Below are 14,385 nucleotides of genomic sequence, written 5' to 3'. Positions count from 1 at the left end.
ATCGGCCGGAACCGGCCGGAACCAGGCGGAACCCACCGCCGGCCCACCGGTCCGCGGTCCGGCCACCGGCCGTCCGGGAGGACGGCCGGTGGCCCGGAGTCGGCCGGTCGGCCGCGGGCCCGGCCCGCGAACGGGCCGGCCGGGCAGGCTCAGTCGGTGGCCGCCACCGCTTCCTCGACCGAGGTGTGGATCGGGAACACCTTGGTGAGGCCGGTGATGCGGAAGATCTTGAGAATGCGCTCCTGGTTGCAGACCAGGCGCAGCGAGCCCTCATGGGCGCGCACTCGCTTCAGGCCGCCGACCAGCACGCCGAGTCCGGTGGAGTCGAGGAAGTCCACGCCCTCCATGTCGACGACGAGGTGGAAATTGCCGTCGTTCACCAGCTCGACCAGCTGCTCGCGCAGCTTGGGCGCGGTGTATACATCGATTTCGCCACCGACCTCGACGACCGTACGATCGCCGACGGTACGGGTCGACAGGGACAGGTCCACGGATCCTCCAGCACCTTGCTATCGAGCGGTCGCCCCTCGGGCACCTCGGCTTGCGGCCCTCGGGACGCAACGCCAGCCGCGATGGCATTCAATCACTTACCGGCATGCGTGCACGACGCCTTGACCCCATTGTCCGTCACGCCAGTGACACACTCGGTGCCGATGGCCAAGAATCACCGATCCGATCGACCCGTGCCGGACCCGGGGTCCCGCCCGTCGCCGGGCGCTGTCCTGGGCCGGCTCGCCTCCGGACCGAGCCGGGCCGCGCGCATCACTCATACGGAGCACTTGCCCCCGCGCACGGGCCGCCATGCCGTCTGGCCTGACCGGATTCGGTCCGAGGTGATCGCGGCCGTCCGGGAGTGCGGCATCGAGCATCCCTGGGCGCACCAGGCGCTGGCCGCCGAGCACGCCCTGGACGGCGACTCGGTGGTCGTCGCCACCGGCACCGCCTCCGGCAAGTCCCTCGCCTATCTCGTCCCCGTGATGTCCACCCTTCTGGAGGGATCGGGGGCGCCGAACGGCCGAGGGGCCACCGCGCTGTACCTCTCCCCCACCAAGGCGCTCGCGGCCGACCAGTGCCGATCGGTGAAGGAACTTTCACAACCCCTGGGCACCGCGGTCCGACCCGCCGTGTACGACGGCGACACCCCCTACGAGGAACGCGAGTGGGTCCGCCAGTACGCCAACTACGTCCTCACCAACCCCGACATGCTGCACCGCGGGATATTGCCCTCCCACCCGCGCTGGTCCTCCTTCCTGAAGTCGCTGAAGTTCGTCGTCATCGACGAGTGCCACACCTACCGGGGAGTCTTCGGCTCGCACGTCGCCCAGGTGCTGCGCCGGCTGCGCCGCGTCTGCGCCCGCTACGGCTCCTCGCCCGTCTTCCTGCTGGCCTCCGCGACCGCCGCCGAGCCCGCCGTCGCCGCCCGCCGGCTGACCGGCCTGCCCGTGGTGGAGGTCGCCGACGACGCCTCCCCGCGCGGCGAGCTGGTCTTCGCCCTGTGGGAGCCCCCGCTCACGGAGCTGCACGGCGAGAAGGGCGCGCCCGTACGGCGAACCGCCACCGCCGAGGCCGCCGACCTGCTGACCGACCTGACCGTGCAGGGCGTGCGCTCGGTCGCCTTCGTACGCTCCCGGCGCGGCGCCGAACTGATCTCGGTGATCGCCCAGGAGAAACTGGCCGAGGTGGACCGCTCCCTGGTCCGGCGAGTCGCGGCCTACCGCGGCGGTTACCTCCCCGAGGAGCGCCGTGCCCTGGAGCGCGCCCTGCACTCCGGAGAACTCCTCGGGCTGGCCGCGACCACGGCCCTGGAGCTGGGCGTGGACGTCTCGGGCCTGGACGCGGTGGTGATCGCCGGGTACCCGGGCACGAGGGCCTCGCTGTGGCAGCAGGCGGGCCGCGCGGGCCGTGCCGGGCAGGGCGCCCTCGCGGTCCTCATCGCCCGCGACGACCCGCTGGACACCTTCCTCGTCCACCACCCCGAAGCCCTGTTCGACCAGCCGGTGGAGTCGACCGTCCTCGACCCCGACAACCCCTATGTGCTCGCCCCGCACCTGTGCGCGGCCGCCGCGGAACTCCCGCTGACCGACGAGGACCTCGCCCTGTTCGGTCCCGCCTGCGCGGACGTGCTGCCGCAGCTGGAGGCCGCGAAACTGCTGCGCCGGCGGACCCGGGCCTGGCACTGGACCCGCCGGGAACGGGCCGCCGACCTCACCGACATCCGCGGCGCGGGCGGCCGCCCGGTGCAGATCGTGGAGGAGGGCACGGGCCGCCTGCTCGGCACGGTCGACGCGGCCGCCGCGCACTCCACCGTCCACGAGGGCGCGGTCCACCTCCACCAGGGACGCACCCATCTGGTGCGCTCCCTCGACCTGGAGGACTCGGTCGCCCTGGTCGAGCAGGCCGACCCGCCCTACTCCACGGTCGCCCGCGACACGACCGCCATCTCCGTCCTGGAGACCGACACCGAGATCCCCTGGGGCGCGGGCCGGCTCTGCTACGGCTCCGTCGAGGTCACCAACCAGGTGGTCTCCTTCCTGCGCCGGCGCCTGATCACCGGCGAGGTCCTGGGCGAGACGAAGCTCGACCTCCCTCCTCGTACGCTGCGCACGCGCGCGGTGTGGTGGACGGTCACCGAGGACCAGCTGGACGAGGCCCGGATCACCCCGGAGATCCTCGGCGGCTCCCTGCACGCCGCCGAGCACGCCTCCATCGGCATGCTGCCGCTCTTCGCGACCTGCGACCGCTGGGACATCGGCGGCGTCTCCGTGCCGCTGCATCCCGACACCCTCCTCCCGACGGTCTTCGTGTACGACGGCCACCCCGGCGGCGCGGGCTTCGCCGAGCGCGCCTTCCACACCGCCCGCGCCTGGCTCACCGCGACCCGCGAGGCCATCGCCTCCTGCGAGTGCGACGCCGGCTGTCCCTCCTGCATCCAGTCCCCCAAGTGCGGCAACGGCAACGACCCCCTGCACAAGCGCGGCGCCGTCCGCCTCCTCACGGCCCTGCTGCGCGGAGCCCCCGACCCGTCGCGGGAGGGAGCGGACTCCCGGTCGGATGGAGGGACGGCTCCGGCTCCCGGACGGCCGCCGCGGGCCTGAGCACGGCCGCGGGCGGGGCGCGGGCCGACACGGCGTATGCCGTACGCGGCGTGTGCCGACACCCGGGTGCCGGCGCGGGGCGGGTGCCGACGCGGGGCGAGGACTGACACCCGGGTGCCGGTGCTGAACGGAACCGACGCGGGGCGGGGGCCGATACCCGGGTGCCGGTGCGGGGCGAGGGCCGGCGCGGCGTGTTCCGGTACGGGGCGGGTGGCGGCACGGGGGTGCCGGCGCGGGACCGGAGGCCGGCGCGCCGAGCGCGGTCGGGGCGGAGCGGCGGGCCAGGGGCCACCGCGGGGCGGGACCATGGGATCGCGGGGGTGCGCGCCGAGGAGGGGCGGGTCCAGGGGGCGGCCGCCGGGGGGTCGGCGGACGGCGGCATGTCCGAGGACGGCGCGCCGGGTGCCCCCGGGTCCGCCGGGCCCGCTCTGGCCCGGACCTCCGCCGTGAACGGGCCGCGCCCCGAGGCCGCGGTCACGTCCGAGATCTCGCCCTCCACCGTGCACCGCACCAGCCGTACCCCCTGGGCCGCCGCCAGCCGTCCCGCCCGAGCACAGGCCGCCTCGCCGCCCTCGGCCCAGTGGTCCGCGGCCGCGAGCGCCGCCAGGTCCGCGCCGCCGGCCGCCCGGTGCCGGACGGCCACGGCCTGCCCGAGCGCCAGCACCGCGCCGAACACCACGCAGAGCACCGCGATCGCCCCGACACTCCAGACGGAGGCGGAGCCCCGGTCGGAGCCGTACCGGTCCGCCGCCCGCGGAGCCGGAAGCCGGGCACGAACCACCCGTACCCGAGCACGAACCCGATTCCGGGTCTGGGCCCGACCGCTCCCCCGCCCCCACTCCCGCCTCACGCTCCCTCCCCCTTCGCCCCGACCGTCTCCTCCGCCGACGCCACGGCCTCCTCGCGGAGCTCGAACGGCAGACCGCTGAGCACCGGCGGTCTCGCCACCACCGTCACCCGGACCTGGTCGCCCTCGCGCCCGACCGTCACCCGGGCCCCGCGAGGCGCCGCCTGCCGGGTCACCGACAGCACCGCGGCGGGCGGGTCCTGGCGGGCGGCGGCCCGCGCGCCCGCACGGGCCGCGTCCACGCACCGGATCTGGGCCGCCGCCATGAGCAGCCCCCAGACCAGCGCCATCGTGAACGCCACCAGCACGCACAGCACCACGGCCGCCTCCACCGTCACGAACCCGCGGTCCGAGCCCCGTTCACATCCGCGCACTGAGGGCCTTCTTCACGATGGACTGCAGCTCCGCGCGGACCTGGCCGCTGGTGACGACCTCGTAGAGCAGCAGGGCGAATCCGACGGCCGCGATGATCCCCATCGCGTACTCGGAGGTCACCATTCCGGTGTCCCCGCGGCACACCCGCCGGAACCCGGCCACCGCTCGGACGATCTTCCTTTTCATCTCAACTCCCATACGAAATCTGCCTGTTCTCGTCATTCCCGGTCAGTTCGTCGTGCCGGCGCCCACCGCCGTCCCTCACCTCCCCGCCATCACCCCGCCCGCCAGCCCGATGACCACCGGCAGCACGCCGATCGCGACGAAGGCGGGCAGGAAGCACAGCCCCACCGGCGCGGAGATCAGTACGGCCGCCCGCCGGGCGCGTGCCGTCGCCGTACGGCCCCACTCCGCGCGGGTGTCCGAGGCGATGCGCGCCACCGGGACCGCGGCGGGCAGCCCCGACTCGTCGGCCCGCTCCAGCAGCCGCGCCAGGCCCCCCGCGCCGGGCAGCGCGGCCAGCCGGCGCCAGGCGTCCGCCGGTGCGCCGCCGAGCCGTACCTCCGCCGCGCCGTGTGCCAGCGCCTGGCCGACGGGGCCGCCCAGGGCCTCCCCCACCGCCTGCGCGGCGACCACCGGACCGGCGCCGGCCGCGATGCACGCCGCCAGCAGATCGGCGGCGAGCGGCAGTTGGCGCGCGGCACCGGCCGTGTCGACGGCCCCCGCCCCGTCCGCGGCCGTCCGTCGGGCCCGCCACCGCCAGAGCACGGCACCGGCGCCCAGCCCGAGCAGCGCCCCGACCACCCCGCCGACCAGCACCCACACCCCGCCGGCCGCCCCCACGAGCGGCAGCCATCGCCGCACGGCCTCCATGGCCGCCCAGGGCCGCTTGGTCTCCGGCGTCCGACGCGACAGCAGCCGGGCCGCCCGATGCCGCGCGCGGCGCCCGCCGCGGACCGACAGCACCAGCCGCCCACCCCAGCCGAGCGCCCCTGCCACCACCACGGCCGTCCCCAACCTGTGCACAACGTCCCCGCTCATGCCCTCACGTCTCCCTCCGCATCCCGAACCGGCCTGCCACCGCTCTCGTCCCGCGCCCTCACCCCGCTCCCGCCGCCCGCACGATCCGCGCCGACCACCACAGCCCGGCCGTCTCGAACGCCGCGCCGATCAGCAGGCAGCCGAGGCCGGGGCCGCTGTGCAGGAGGACCCGCAGCGGGGCGGCACCCATCGCCGCGCCGAGGAGGAGGCCGAGGACGGGGAGCGCGGCGAGCAGGACGGCGGTGGCGCGAGCGCCCGCCAGTTGGGCGCGCAGGTCGGCACGTTGGTCGCGCTCGGCCCGCAGGGCGCCGTCCAGCCGGTCCAGTCCGGCCGCGAGTCCCGCGCCCTGGTCGACTGCCACCCGCCAGCAGGCGGCCAGTCCGAGCAGCCCCTCGGCACCCGGCTGCCGGGCCGCCGCGGCGAGGGCGCCGGGCACGTCCCCGCCGAAGCGGGCCGCCGCGACCACGGCCGCCTGCGCGTCGCCGAGCCCGCCGGAGTCCCGCGCCGCCCGCAGCAGCGCCTCGCCGGGCTGCCGTCCGGCCCGCACCTCACCGGCGAGCGCCCCGCACAGGGCGATCACCCGGTCCACCCGCCGTTCCCGGGCGCCTCTGGCCTCCCCGGCCAACCGCACACGGCGCAGCACCGGCACCCCGGCCGCCCCCGCGGCGACCGGAATCACCGAGGCACCCGGCAGCGCGAGCAGCAGCCCCGCGGCGAGCGCCCACCACTCGACGCCCAGACGGCCACGCCAACGCCGTGAGAGCGAGGTCAGCCGGTCACGGGCCGTCGGGCCGGCCCCTCCGCCCCCGGCCAGCAACAGCCGCGCGCGCCGCACCCCGTGGTGCCGTTCGCACAGCAGCCGGCCGAGCGTGCCGAGGCAGATCAGCACGACCGCCATCGAGATGTCACCCCGCACCTTCGTCACCACCGCATCGCACCGCCGAGCCCTGCCGATCGAGCCCACGCCCCGGGCCGAGGTCCTCCGGGAACCCGCCCGCGTCCCCGAGGAGTCGCGCCAACCGTCCCCACCCCTTCTCCGGCACGAACGCCCGCTCCCCCCACCGCAGCGCGGGCACGGTCCGCACCAGGCCCGTGGCATCCCGTTCCAGGACGTGCACCTCGGCGATCCGGCGCCGGCCTGCGCGGTCCCGCACCAGGTGGAGCACCACGGACAGGGCGGCGGCCAGTTGGCTGTGCAGGGCGGCGCGGTCGAGGCCGGCGGCCGTGGCCAGCGCCTCCAAGCGGGCCGGGACGTCCCCGGCGGTGTTGGCGTGGACCGTGCAACAGCCGCCCTCGTGGCCCGTGTTGAGCGCGGCGAGCAGATGGACGACCTCGGGGCCGCGCACCTCGCCGACGACCAGCCGGTCCGGTCGCATCCGCAGGGCCTGGCGCACCAGGTCCTCCAGGGTGACCAGCCCCGCCCCCTCCTGGTTGGCGGGCCGCGTCTCCAGGCGGACGACATGCGGATGGTCGGGTCTCAGCTCGGCGGAGTCCTCGGCGAGCACGATCCGCTCGTCGCCGCCGGCCAGGCCCAGCAGGGCGCTGAGGAGCGTCGTCTTGCCGCTGCCGGTGCCGCCGCTGACCAGGAAGGACAGCCGGGCGGCCAGCAGGGCCCGCAGGATCCGGTCGCCGCCGGGCGGCACCGTGCCGGCCGCGACGAGTTCGGCGAGGGTGAAGGCCCGGGGCCGTACCACCCGCAGGGCCAGGCAGGTGCAGCCGACGGCGACCGGGGGCAGCACGGCGTGCAGCCGGGTGCCGTCGGGGAGCCGGGCGTCCGCCCACGGCCGGGCGTCGTCCAGCCGGCGTCCGGCCACCGCGGCCAGCCGCTGCGCGAGGCGTCGTACCGCCGCCGCGTCCGGGAAGGTCACCGGCGTCAGTTCCAGTCCGCCGCCCCGGTCCACCCAGACCCGGTCCGGCGCGGACACCAGCACGTCGGTGACCTCGGGGTCCGCGAGCAGCGGCTCCAGGGGCCCGGTGCCGACGAGTTCGGATCTCAGCCGCTCGGCCACCCCGAGGATCTCGGCGTCCCCGAGCACCCGCCCCTGCGCGCGCAGTGCCTGCGCGACCCGCGCGGGAGTGGGCTCGGCCCCGCTCTCGGCGAGCCGCCGTCGCACCCCGTCGAGCAGGGCGGCGCCGTCGGCCCGGTCGAATCCGGGGAAGGTCATCGCGCACCGCCCCCCTCGGGCAGCGCACGCTCCCGAAGGCACGCGGGCCGGCCGCCCCAAGGGCACGCGGGCCGGCCGCCGAGGCCGTGGGCCGCAGTCGCGTCATCAGCGTGATCGACCCCTTCGAAGCTCACCTGGCACCCCCCGGCTCCACCAGCACCCGCTCCCAGAACCCCAGGCAGAACCGGGCCAGCGGACCGCGGCCGCTCGCGCCCGGCGGTTTCCCGCCGTCCCCCGGCCGCAGCAGCCCGGGTTCCACCGGGACCTCCCCGGCCAGGGGCAGGCCGAGCAGCCGCGCCACCTCCTGGTCGTCCAGACCCGGCGCGTACGGCCCGCGCACCGCGACCCGCAGGTCGCGGACGACCACGCCGACGGCGGCGGCCACGCGCCCGGCCGCCGCGACCGCCCGCAGTTCGGCGGGGACGACGAGGAGGGCCAGGTCGAGCTGGGCCAGGACCTCGCCGACCCCGTCGTCCAGGCGGCGGGGCAGGTCGACCACGACGGTGCCGCCGCGGCGCCGGGCGGCGGCGAGCACCGCGCGCACGGCCTGTGGCGGCACCGCGACGCAGTCGCCGCGGTCCCAGCTGAGCACCCGCAGCGAGTGCAGCGCGGGCAGCGACTCCTCCAGGGCGCCGCCGCCGACCCGGCCCCGGGACGCGGCGAAGGCCGGCCAGCGCAGGCCCTCGGCGCCCTCGCCGCCGAGCAGCACGTCCAGGCCGCCGCCGAGCGGATCGGCGTCCACCAGCAGGGTGCGCAGCCCCTCGCGGGCGGAGGTGACGGCGAGCGCGCAGGCCAGGGTGGACGCCCCGGCCCCGCCCCGGCCGCCGATCACACCGACGGTGAGGGCCGGGCGGCCGACCCCCTCGGCGACGTCGGCGATCCGGTCGACCAGCCACTGCTCGCCGTCCGGGAGCATCAGGACGTGGTCGGCGCCGATCTCCATGGCGCGTCGCCACACGTCCGGGTCGTCCTGGTCCCGGCCGATCAGCACCACCTGGCGCCGGCGCGCGGCGCCGAGCAGCCGGTGGGCGGCGTCGTCCCCGACCAGGACGAGCGGGGCCGCCGCCCAGGCGTCCCCCTGGTCGGGGATGCCGTGGTGCACCTCGGGGGTCGCGCCCGCGGCCGCGCACAGGCGCAGCAGGTCGTCCAGGAGCGCGGCGTCCTCGGTGACGATGAGCGGACTGCCTCCGCGGGCGGGTGGCGGGTCATGGGTGATGGTTCCGGACACGGTGTTCCCCCTTCGCCGCGCGGCCCTGCGACCACGCGATTTCCCTGCACGTGGAGAACCGGCGAGCGGCTTCCATATGAACGGTCGGCACGAATCGGCCATACGCGTCCCGCAAACGGAACCGGCCGTGAACTCGCCGCGGCGGGAGCGCGTGGGAATGACGGTGCAGCGAACCGGGAAATCATGTGGATCTTGGTGGAAAACCGTGGACAACCCAGGCCCTGTGAATAACTTCGTCACCCAAACCGGTGACCCTGCACTGACGCCTGTACGACTTCCTCAGCGCAGCCCTGCGATTACCGCGAGTAACGAATCATGGGCGCACCGAACCGGCGGTCGCGACGCGAAGGCGTCGGCCGTTGGGCCGTACGAGGGAGGGAAGGCGGGGAAAAACCCGTCCGGACATGCGACGACCCCCGCCGGGGGGGAGAGCGGGGGTCGTCCCCACGGCCGACTCGGGGGGGGAGGAGCCGGACCGGGTTAGCACGGTCGCGAACGATCCGTGACTTCCATGGTGTACCCGAGAGCCCTCTCAGGCAAACCCACGCGCCCCACCTTACGCCGAATGGTGGGCGCCTATGCTCGGGGACGTGGAAAACCACTCCTTGCCGCGCGCGGCGGCCTTCTTCGACCTGGACAAGACGGTCATCGCGAAGTCCAGCACACTCACCTTCAGCAAGTCCTTCTACCAAGGCGGGCTGATCAACCGCAGGGCCGCGTTGCGCACCGCCTATGCCCAGTTCGTGTTCCTGGTCGGCGGCCTGGACCACGACCAGATGGAGCGCATGCGCGCCTATCTGTCGGACATGGTCCGGGGCTGGAACCAGCAGCAGGTGCGGGAGATCGTCGCCGAGACCCTGCACGACCTGATCGACCCGATCATCTACGACGAGGCCGCCTCGCTCATCGAGGAGCACCACACGGCCGGCCGGGACGTGGTGATCGTGTCCACCTCGGGCGCCGAGGTGGTCGAGCCGGTCGGCGAACTCCTGGGCGCCGACCGGGTGGTGGCCACCCGCATGGTCGTCGGCGAGGACGGCTGTTTCACCGGCGAGGTGGAGTACTACGCGTACGGCCCGACCAAGGCGGAGGCGATCCGCGAGCTGGCCGCCTCCGAGGGCTACGACCTCGAGCGCTGCTACGCCTACAGCGACTCGGTGACCGACCTGCCGATGCTCCGGGCCGTCGGACACCCGCACGCCGTCAATCCCGACCGGGCGCTGCGCCGCGAGGCCGTCGCACGGAACTGGCCGGTACTGGAGTTCCGCCGCCCCGTCCCGCTCAAGAAGCGGCTGCCCGCCCTCTCCGTGCCGCCGCGGCCCGCGCTGGTCGCGGCGGCGGCCGTGGGAGCGGCGGCCGCGACGGCCGGCCTCGTCTGGTACGCCAACCGGCGCCGGAGCACCGTCTGAGACCCTCCCGCCGACGCCCGTTCCGGCCCCTGCTCGCACCCGAAGGCAAAGAAGTGCGGGCAGGGGTTCCGCTTGTCACGAGCGCGCGGTACAAAGAAATCAGCGGCCCGCGCGACCAAGGAAATCCGAGAGGATCCCCGATCACGACGCATTTGGCCCACGGACCACCGCATGCACACCGGGCACCCACGCGACGTCGACCCGTCGATTACGGGCCAGCCGCACCAGGTGCGGGCAAAGTCCCCGACCTGATGGGCGAGTATTCGAGGACGCCTGGTAACCCGGTGCTCATGCCAGCGGCGGTACGAGTACTCGTACCGCCGCAACCCTGTCCGGGCCCCTTCCGGACGGCTCAGGCCGCGCCGCGCTGCAGCGCCTCGCACACCGCCGTCGACTCACGCACCCCGAACTCGACCGCGCGCCCGCAGTGCGCGATCCAGTCCGCCATGCCCTCGGGAGTGCCCGAGACATAGCCCTCCAGGGCCGCCAGGTACTCGGCCCGCCCCTGTTCGGCATGGCCCACCTCGGCCGGACAGATCGCCTTGGGGTCCAGGCCGCTGCCGATCAGCACGATGCGCTCGGCGGCCCGCGCGACCAGCCCGTTGTGCGAGGTGAAGGGGCGCAGCGCGAGCAGTTCGCCGTGCACCACGGCCGCCGTCACCAGCGCCGGTGCGGAGCTGCCCGCGATGATCAGGTCCGCGAGGCCCTCCAGCCGCCCGGAGACCTCCCGCGCGTCCGGCAGCGGCAGCTCGATCAGCGGCTCGTCCACCGCCTCGCCGTCCTGGCGCGGCCGGCCGACCCGGCTGTCGTCGCTCGCCGCGGCCACCAGGTGCAGCCGGGCCAGCACCCGCAGCGGCGACTGCCGCCAGATGGACAGCAGCTGGCCCGCCTCGGCGGTCAGCCGGAGGGCCGCGCCCATCACCCTGGCCTCGTCGTCGGTGCCGAAGTCGGTGCGCCGGCGCACCTCCTCCAGTGCCCAGTCGGCGCCGGAGAGCGCCGCCGAGCCGCGGGCGGCGCGCAGGGCCGCCTCGGACGTGATCTCGTTGCTGCGTCGGCGCATGATCCGGTGCCCGTAGACCCGGTCCACGGCCTTGCGCACGGACTCCACGGACTCGGCCACGCCGGGCAGTGCGCCCAGGGCCGCGAGCGGATCGGCGGTCGCGCCTGTCGTACTCATGAGTACGACCCTACGCACCCGATCGGCAGACCCCACGAAGGAGTGGTCTTCTTCACTCGGCCATGCCACCTAAAGCTATCGGGCGACTACGCTTGGTGAACATGAAAATTGCTTTCGTCGGGAAGGGCGGGAGCGGCAAGACCACGCTCTCCTCCCTCTTCATCCGCCATCTCGCCCAGGCCGGAACCGCCGTCGTGGCGATCGACGCGGACATCAACCAGCACCTCGGCCCCGCGCTCGGGCTGGACGAGACCGAGGCGGCGGCGCTGCCCGCGATGGGCGAGCGGCTGCCGCTGATCAAGGACTACCTGCGCGGCAGCAACCCGCGCATCGCCTCCGCCGCCACCATGATCAAGACGACCCCGCCAGGGCGGGGCTCGCGGCTGGTGCGGGTGCGCGAGCCCAATCCGGTCTACGACGCCTGCGCGCGTCCGGTGGAGCTCGACGGCGGCGCCGTCCGCCTGATGGTCACCGGCCCCTTCAGCGACGCCGACCTGGGGGTCGCCTGCTACCACTCCAAGACGGGCGCGGTGGAGCTGTACCTGAACCACCTCGTCGACGGCCCCGACGAGTACGTGGTGGTCGACATGACCGCGGGCTCGGACTCCTTCGCCTCCGGCATGTTCACCCGCTTCGACATGACGTTCCTCGTCGCCGAACCGACCCGCAAGGGCGTCTCCGTCTACCGCCAGTACAAGGAGTACGCCCGCGACTTCGGCGTCGCCCTGAAGGTCGTCGGCAACAAGATCCAGGAGCAGGACGACATCGACTTCCTGCGCGCGGAGGTCGGGGACGACCTGCTGGTCACGGTCGGGCGCTCGAACTGGGTGCGGGCCATGGAGAAGGGCCGCCCGCCGCGGTTCGACCTCCTGGAGGAGGCCAACGCGCGTGCGCTCGCGACCCTGCGGGCCACCGCGGACGCCACGTACGAACGGCGGGACCGGGAACGCTACATGCGCCAGATGGTGCACTTCCATCTGAAGAACGCCGAGTCGTGGGGCAACGAGCGCACCGGGGCCGACCTGGCGGCTCAGGTCGACCCCGGGTTCGTGCTCGGCGAGGGCGTGGGCGCGGGCGCGGGTGACGGCATCGAGACGGGCATCCCGGGCATCCAGGCGGGCGTCGAGGCGAGTGTCTCCACGCCCGCGTGAGGACTCCGCGGTGAGGAACCGGCGCGAGGGACCCCGGGTTGAGGACCCTCGGCATACGGACCCCGGGTTGAGGACCCTCGGTACACGGACCCCGGTGTGCGGACTCCCGCCCGACAGGTCCCGCCCGGCGGCTACCCCTTGACCGCCGGCGCCCCGGGGACCCCCTTGGGCGCCGGGGCCGGGGAGCCGGAGAGGAAGGACGCCCAGCCCTGCTTGGGCGCCTCACCCACCTTCAGGCCCCGCAGCATGTCGAGGGTCTTGGGGTCCTGGGCGTCCAGCCAGTCGGCCAGCTGGTGGAAGGAGACGCAGCGCACCTCGGGCTTGTTGCAGACCTTCTTCACCACCTCCTCGACGGCGCGCATGTAGGTGCCGCCGTTCCAGGACTCGAAGTGGTTGCCGATGATCAGGGGCGCGCGGTTGCCGTCGTAGGCACGCTCGAAGCCCTGGAGGAGTCCGTCGCGCACCTGGTCGCCCCAGTAGTCGAACTTGTCGGGGTCGCCCTGGGTCTGGGTGCCGGACTGGCTGATCATGAAGTTGTAGTCCATGGTCAGCTGCTCGTAGTCGTGCCCGGGGAAGGGGACCAGCTGCATGGACAGGTCCCACAGGCCGTCCTTCTTCTTCGGCCAGAGCTGGTTGTCGACCCCGCTGGAGTCGTAGCGGAAGCCCATCTGGCGGGCCGCCTTCACGAAGTTCTTCCGGCCCTCCAGGCAGGGGGTGCGGCCGCCGATCAGCTCCTTGTCGTAGTCGAAGGGCAGCGGGGCCGCGTTCTTCATGCCCGAGTTCGTCTTCCAGTTCTCCACGAACTGCTTGGCCTGGGTGATCTCGCTCTTCCACTCGTCCACCGACCAGGTGCCGACCCCGCCGTCGGGCCCGCAGAAGTGGCCGTTGAAGTGGGTGCCGATCTCGTTGCCGTCCAGCCAGGCGAGCCGGGCCTGCTTGACGGTGTCGCCGATCCCCCGCTGGTCGTTGAAGCCGATGTCGGAGCTGCCCGGCGAGTGCTGCGGCGGCTTGTAGAGGTCGCGTCTGTCCTCGGGCAGCAGATAGACCCCGCTGAGGAAGAACGTCATGTTGGCGTTGTTCTCCTTGGCGACCTTGCGGAAGTGCGAGAACAGCTTCTGGCTGTCCTCGCCCGCCCCGTCCCAGGAGAAGACGACGAACTGCGGGGGCTTCTGACCGGGCTTCAGCCGCTCGGGCCTGGGCAGATGGGGCTGCGCGCCGGTGTACGCGGTCGATCCGTCGCCGATCAGCCGCAGCACGCTCTTGGGCGCGGGTGCCGCGGGCGCCCCCCGCTGCGGGCCGGACGTCCCCTGTTTCGCACCGTCGGGGCCGGTCCCGCAGGCCGCGAGCGACGCGGCACAGGCCGCGGCGACCACGCCGACGGCGATCCTCTGGGTGGCGGCCATGTTCCGCCCACCTTCTTCCTTCTCTCGGACGAACGCTGGCGAGGGCTTTTGTGGTGATCCGCCAGGTTCGAACCGGCGGCGCCGCCCAAGATCGCACGGACCCGGGAAGGAATTAGTACGACAAGCCGATCAAATGATTTATCCACCATCGCGAGGGATTTCTTAGGCCATTCGCCACGAGAAGCCATGAAAGGTCTTTACGTGGCGTTACCGGCCCTTTGCGAAGGGTCGCCCCGCCTCTACACCTCGCGGACCCACAGGTCTAAACCAATATTCCGGACGACCCTTGTCACCGGCCCCCCACGTCTGATGAGCTGTGGCCTGGGACACATCGGACACCCTCGAAAGGCGGATGTCGTGAGCAATGAGAGCCTGGCCAACCTGCTGAAGGAAGAGCGCAGGTTCGCGCCCCCCGCCGACCTGGCCGCGCACGCCAACGTCACGGCGGAGGCGTATGAACAGGCCAGCGCTGACCGGCTCGGCTTCTGGGCCGC

At 74.0% G+C, this 14,385-nt stretch carries 12 protein-coding genes and 1 pseudogene; 3 read left to right on the top strand and 10 right to left on the bottom strand.

Annotated elements, in window-relative coordinates; translation table 11 throughout:
- Window positions 1–149: 149 nt before the first annotated feature.
- Window positions 150–491 carry an anti-sigma factor antagonist BldG gene (gene bldG, locus QSK45_RS33505; RefSeq protein WP_010986038.1) on the bottom strand — a complete coding sequence of 114 codons (342 nt, stop codon included), beginning with the start codon at window positions 489–491 and terminating at the stop codon, window positions 150–152.
- Window positions 492–572: 81 nt separating this feature from the next.
- Here bldG and QSK45_RS33500 point away from each other — a divergent pair, with 81 nt between their 5' ends.
- Window positions 573–3,095, top strand: a complete 2,523-nt coding sequence (locus QSK45_RS33500) for a DEAD/DEAH box helicase (RefSeq protein WP_285562680.1) — start codon at window positions 573–575, stop codon at window positions 3,093–3,095.
- 400 nt (window positions 3,096–3,495) lie between these two features.
- Here the strand turns inward: QSK45_RS33500 and QSK45_RS33495 are convergent.
- From QSK45_RS33495 to ssd, 7 genes and pseudogenes are all read right to left on the bottom strand, one after another.
- A pseudogene (locus QSK45_RS33495) lies at window positions 3,496–3,876 on the bottom strand (Rv3654c family TadE-like protein); the annotation flags it as partial.
- A gap of 65 nt (window positions 3,877–3,941) precedes the next feature.
- Entirely contained in the window at window positions 3,942–4,280 is a 339-nt protein-coding gene (locus tag QSK45_RS33490; protein ID WP_285562679.1) for a TadE family type IV pilus minor pilin, read from the bottom strand.
- Between the two features lie 22 nt (window positions 4,281–4,302).
- Window positions 4,303–4,503: a DUF4244 domain-containing protein gene (locus tag QSK45_RS33485; RefSeq protein ID WP_285562678.1), complete on the bottom strand. Its 201-nt coding sequence runs from the start codon at window positions 4,501–4,503 to the stop codon at window positions 4,303–4,305.
- Window positions 4,504–4,578: 75 nt separating this feature from the next.
- Complete coding sequence (locus tag QSK45_RS33480) at window positions 4,579–5,358, bottom strand: type II secretion system F family protein (protein WP_285562677.1); 780 nt, start codon at window positions 5,356–5,358, stop codon at window positions 4,579–4,581.
- Window positions 5,359–5,416: 58 nt separating this feature from the next.
- Window positions 5,417–6,256, bottom strand: a complete 840-nt coding sequence (locus QSK45_RS33475) for a type II secretion system F family protein (RefSeq protein ID WP_285562766.1) — start codon at window positions 6,254–6,256, stop codon at window positions 5,417–5,419.
- Between the two features lie 7 nt (window positions 6,257–6,263).
- Window positions 6,264–7,523, bottom strand: coding sequence for a TadA family conjugal transfer-associated ATPase (locus QSK45_RS33470; protein WP_285562676.1), 1,260 nt, complete (start codon window positions 7,521–7,523; stop codon window positions 6,264–6,266).
- A gap of 130 nt (window positions 7,524–7,653) precedes the next feature.
- The gene (ssd, locus tag QSK45_RS33465; protein ID WP_285562675.1) at window positions 7,654–8,751 is read right to left on the bottom strand and encodes a septum site-determining protein Ssd; all 1,098 of its coding nucleotides are present in this window, start codon (window positions 8,749–8,751) and stop codon (window positions 7,654–7,656) included.
- A gap of 578 nt (window positions 8,752–9,329) precedes the next feature.
- On the opposite strand from ssd, the gene QSK45_RS33460 reads away from it, so the two are divergent.
- Window positions 9,330–10,160, top strand: coding sequence for an HAD family hydrolase (locus QSK45_RS33460; RefSeq protein WP_285562674.1), 831 nt, complete (start codon window positions 9,330–9,332; stop codon window positions 10,158–10,160).
- Between the two features lie 352 nt (window positions 10,161–10,512).
- On the opposite strand, the gene QSK45_RS33455 is transcribed toward QSK45_RS33460, so the two are convergent.
- Window positions 10,513–11,337, bottom strand: coding sequence for a Fic family protein (locus tag QSK45_RS33455; protein WP_285562673.1), 825 nt, complete (start codon window positions 11,335–11,337; stop codon window positions 10,513–10,515).
- 101 nt (window positions 11,338–11,438) lie between these two features.
- Here QSK45_RS33455 and QSK45_RS33450 point away from each other — a divergent pair, with 101 nt between their 5' ends.
- Window positions 11,439–12,488, top strand: coding sequence for an ATP-binding protein (locus QSK45_RS33450; RefSeq protein WP_285562672.1), 1,050 nt, complete (start codon window positions 11,439–11,441; stop codon window positions 12,486–12,488).
- A gap of 131 nt (window positions 12,489–12,619) precedes the next feature.
- Here the strand turns inward: QSK45_RS33450 and QSK45_RS33445 are convergent, their stop codons facing one another.
- A complete protein-coding gene (locus QSK45_RS33445) occupies window positions 12,620–13,891 on the bottom strand; it encodes a polysaccharide deacetylase family protein (protein WP_285562671.1) in 1,272 nt (423 codons plus the stop codon).
- Between the last annotated feature and the right edge of the window lie 494 nt (window positions 13,892–14,385).

Origin of the sequence: Streptomyces hygroscopicus subsp. hygroscopicus (genome assembly GCF_030269125.1) — a bacterium.
GTDB classification, from domain to species: Bacteria; Actinomycetota; Actinomycetes; order Streptomycetales; family Streptomycetaceae; genus Streptomyces; species Streptomyces hygroscopicus_C.
Note: the sequence above shows the minus strand (reverse complement) of the source record. Positions and strands in the feature narration are given on the sequence as shown.

Excerpts from the sequence above, each read along its gene's own strand:
- QSK45_RS33500 (WP_285562680.1), top strand. The coding sequence starts at position 573 with ATGGCATTCAATCACTTACCGGCATGCGTGCACGACGCCTTGACCCCA.
- QSK45_RS33475 (WP_285562766.1), bottom strand. The coding sequence starts at position 6,256 with ATGGCGGTCGTGCTGATCTGCCTCGGCACGCTCGGCCGGCTGCTGTGC.
- QSK45_RS33470 (WP_285562676.1), bottom strand. The coding sequence starts at position 7,523 with ATGACCTTCCCCGGATTCGACCGGGCCGACGGCGCCGCCCTGCTCGAC.
- QSK45_RS33455 (WP_285562673.1), bottom strand. The coding sequence starts at position 11,337 with ATGAGTACGACAGGCGCGACCGCCGATCCGCTCGCGGCCCTGGGCGCA.
- QSK45_RS33485 (WP_285562678.1), bottom strand. The coding sequence starts at position 4,503 with ATGAAAAGGAAGATCGTCCGAGCGGTGGCCGGGTTCCGGCGGGTGTGC.
- QSK45_RS33480 (WP_285562677.1), bottom strand. The coding sequence starts at position 5,358 with ATGAGCGGGGACGTTGTGCACAGGTTGGGGACGGCCGTGGTGGTGGCA.
- QSK45_RS33460 (WP_285562674.1), top strand. The coding sequence starts at position 9,330 with ATGCTCGGGGACGTGGAAAACCACTCCTTGCCGCGCGCGGCGGCCTTC.
- QSK45_RS33450 (WP_285562672.1), top strand. The coding sequence starts at position 11,439 with ATGAAAATTGCTTTCGTCGGGAAGGGCGGGAGCGGCAAGACCACGCTC.
- QSK45_RS33445 (WP_285562671.1), bottom strand. The coding sequence starts at position 13,891 with ATGGCCGCCACCCAGAGGATCGCCGTCGGCGTGGTCGCCGCGGCCTGT.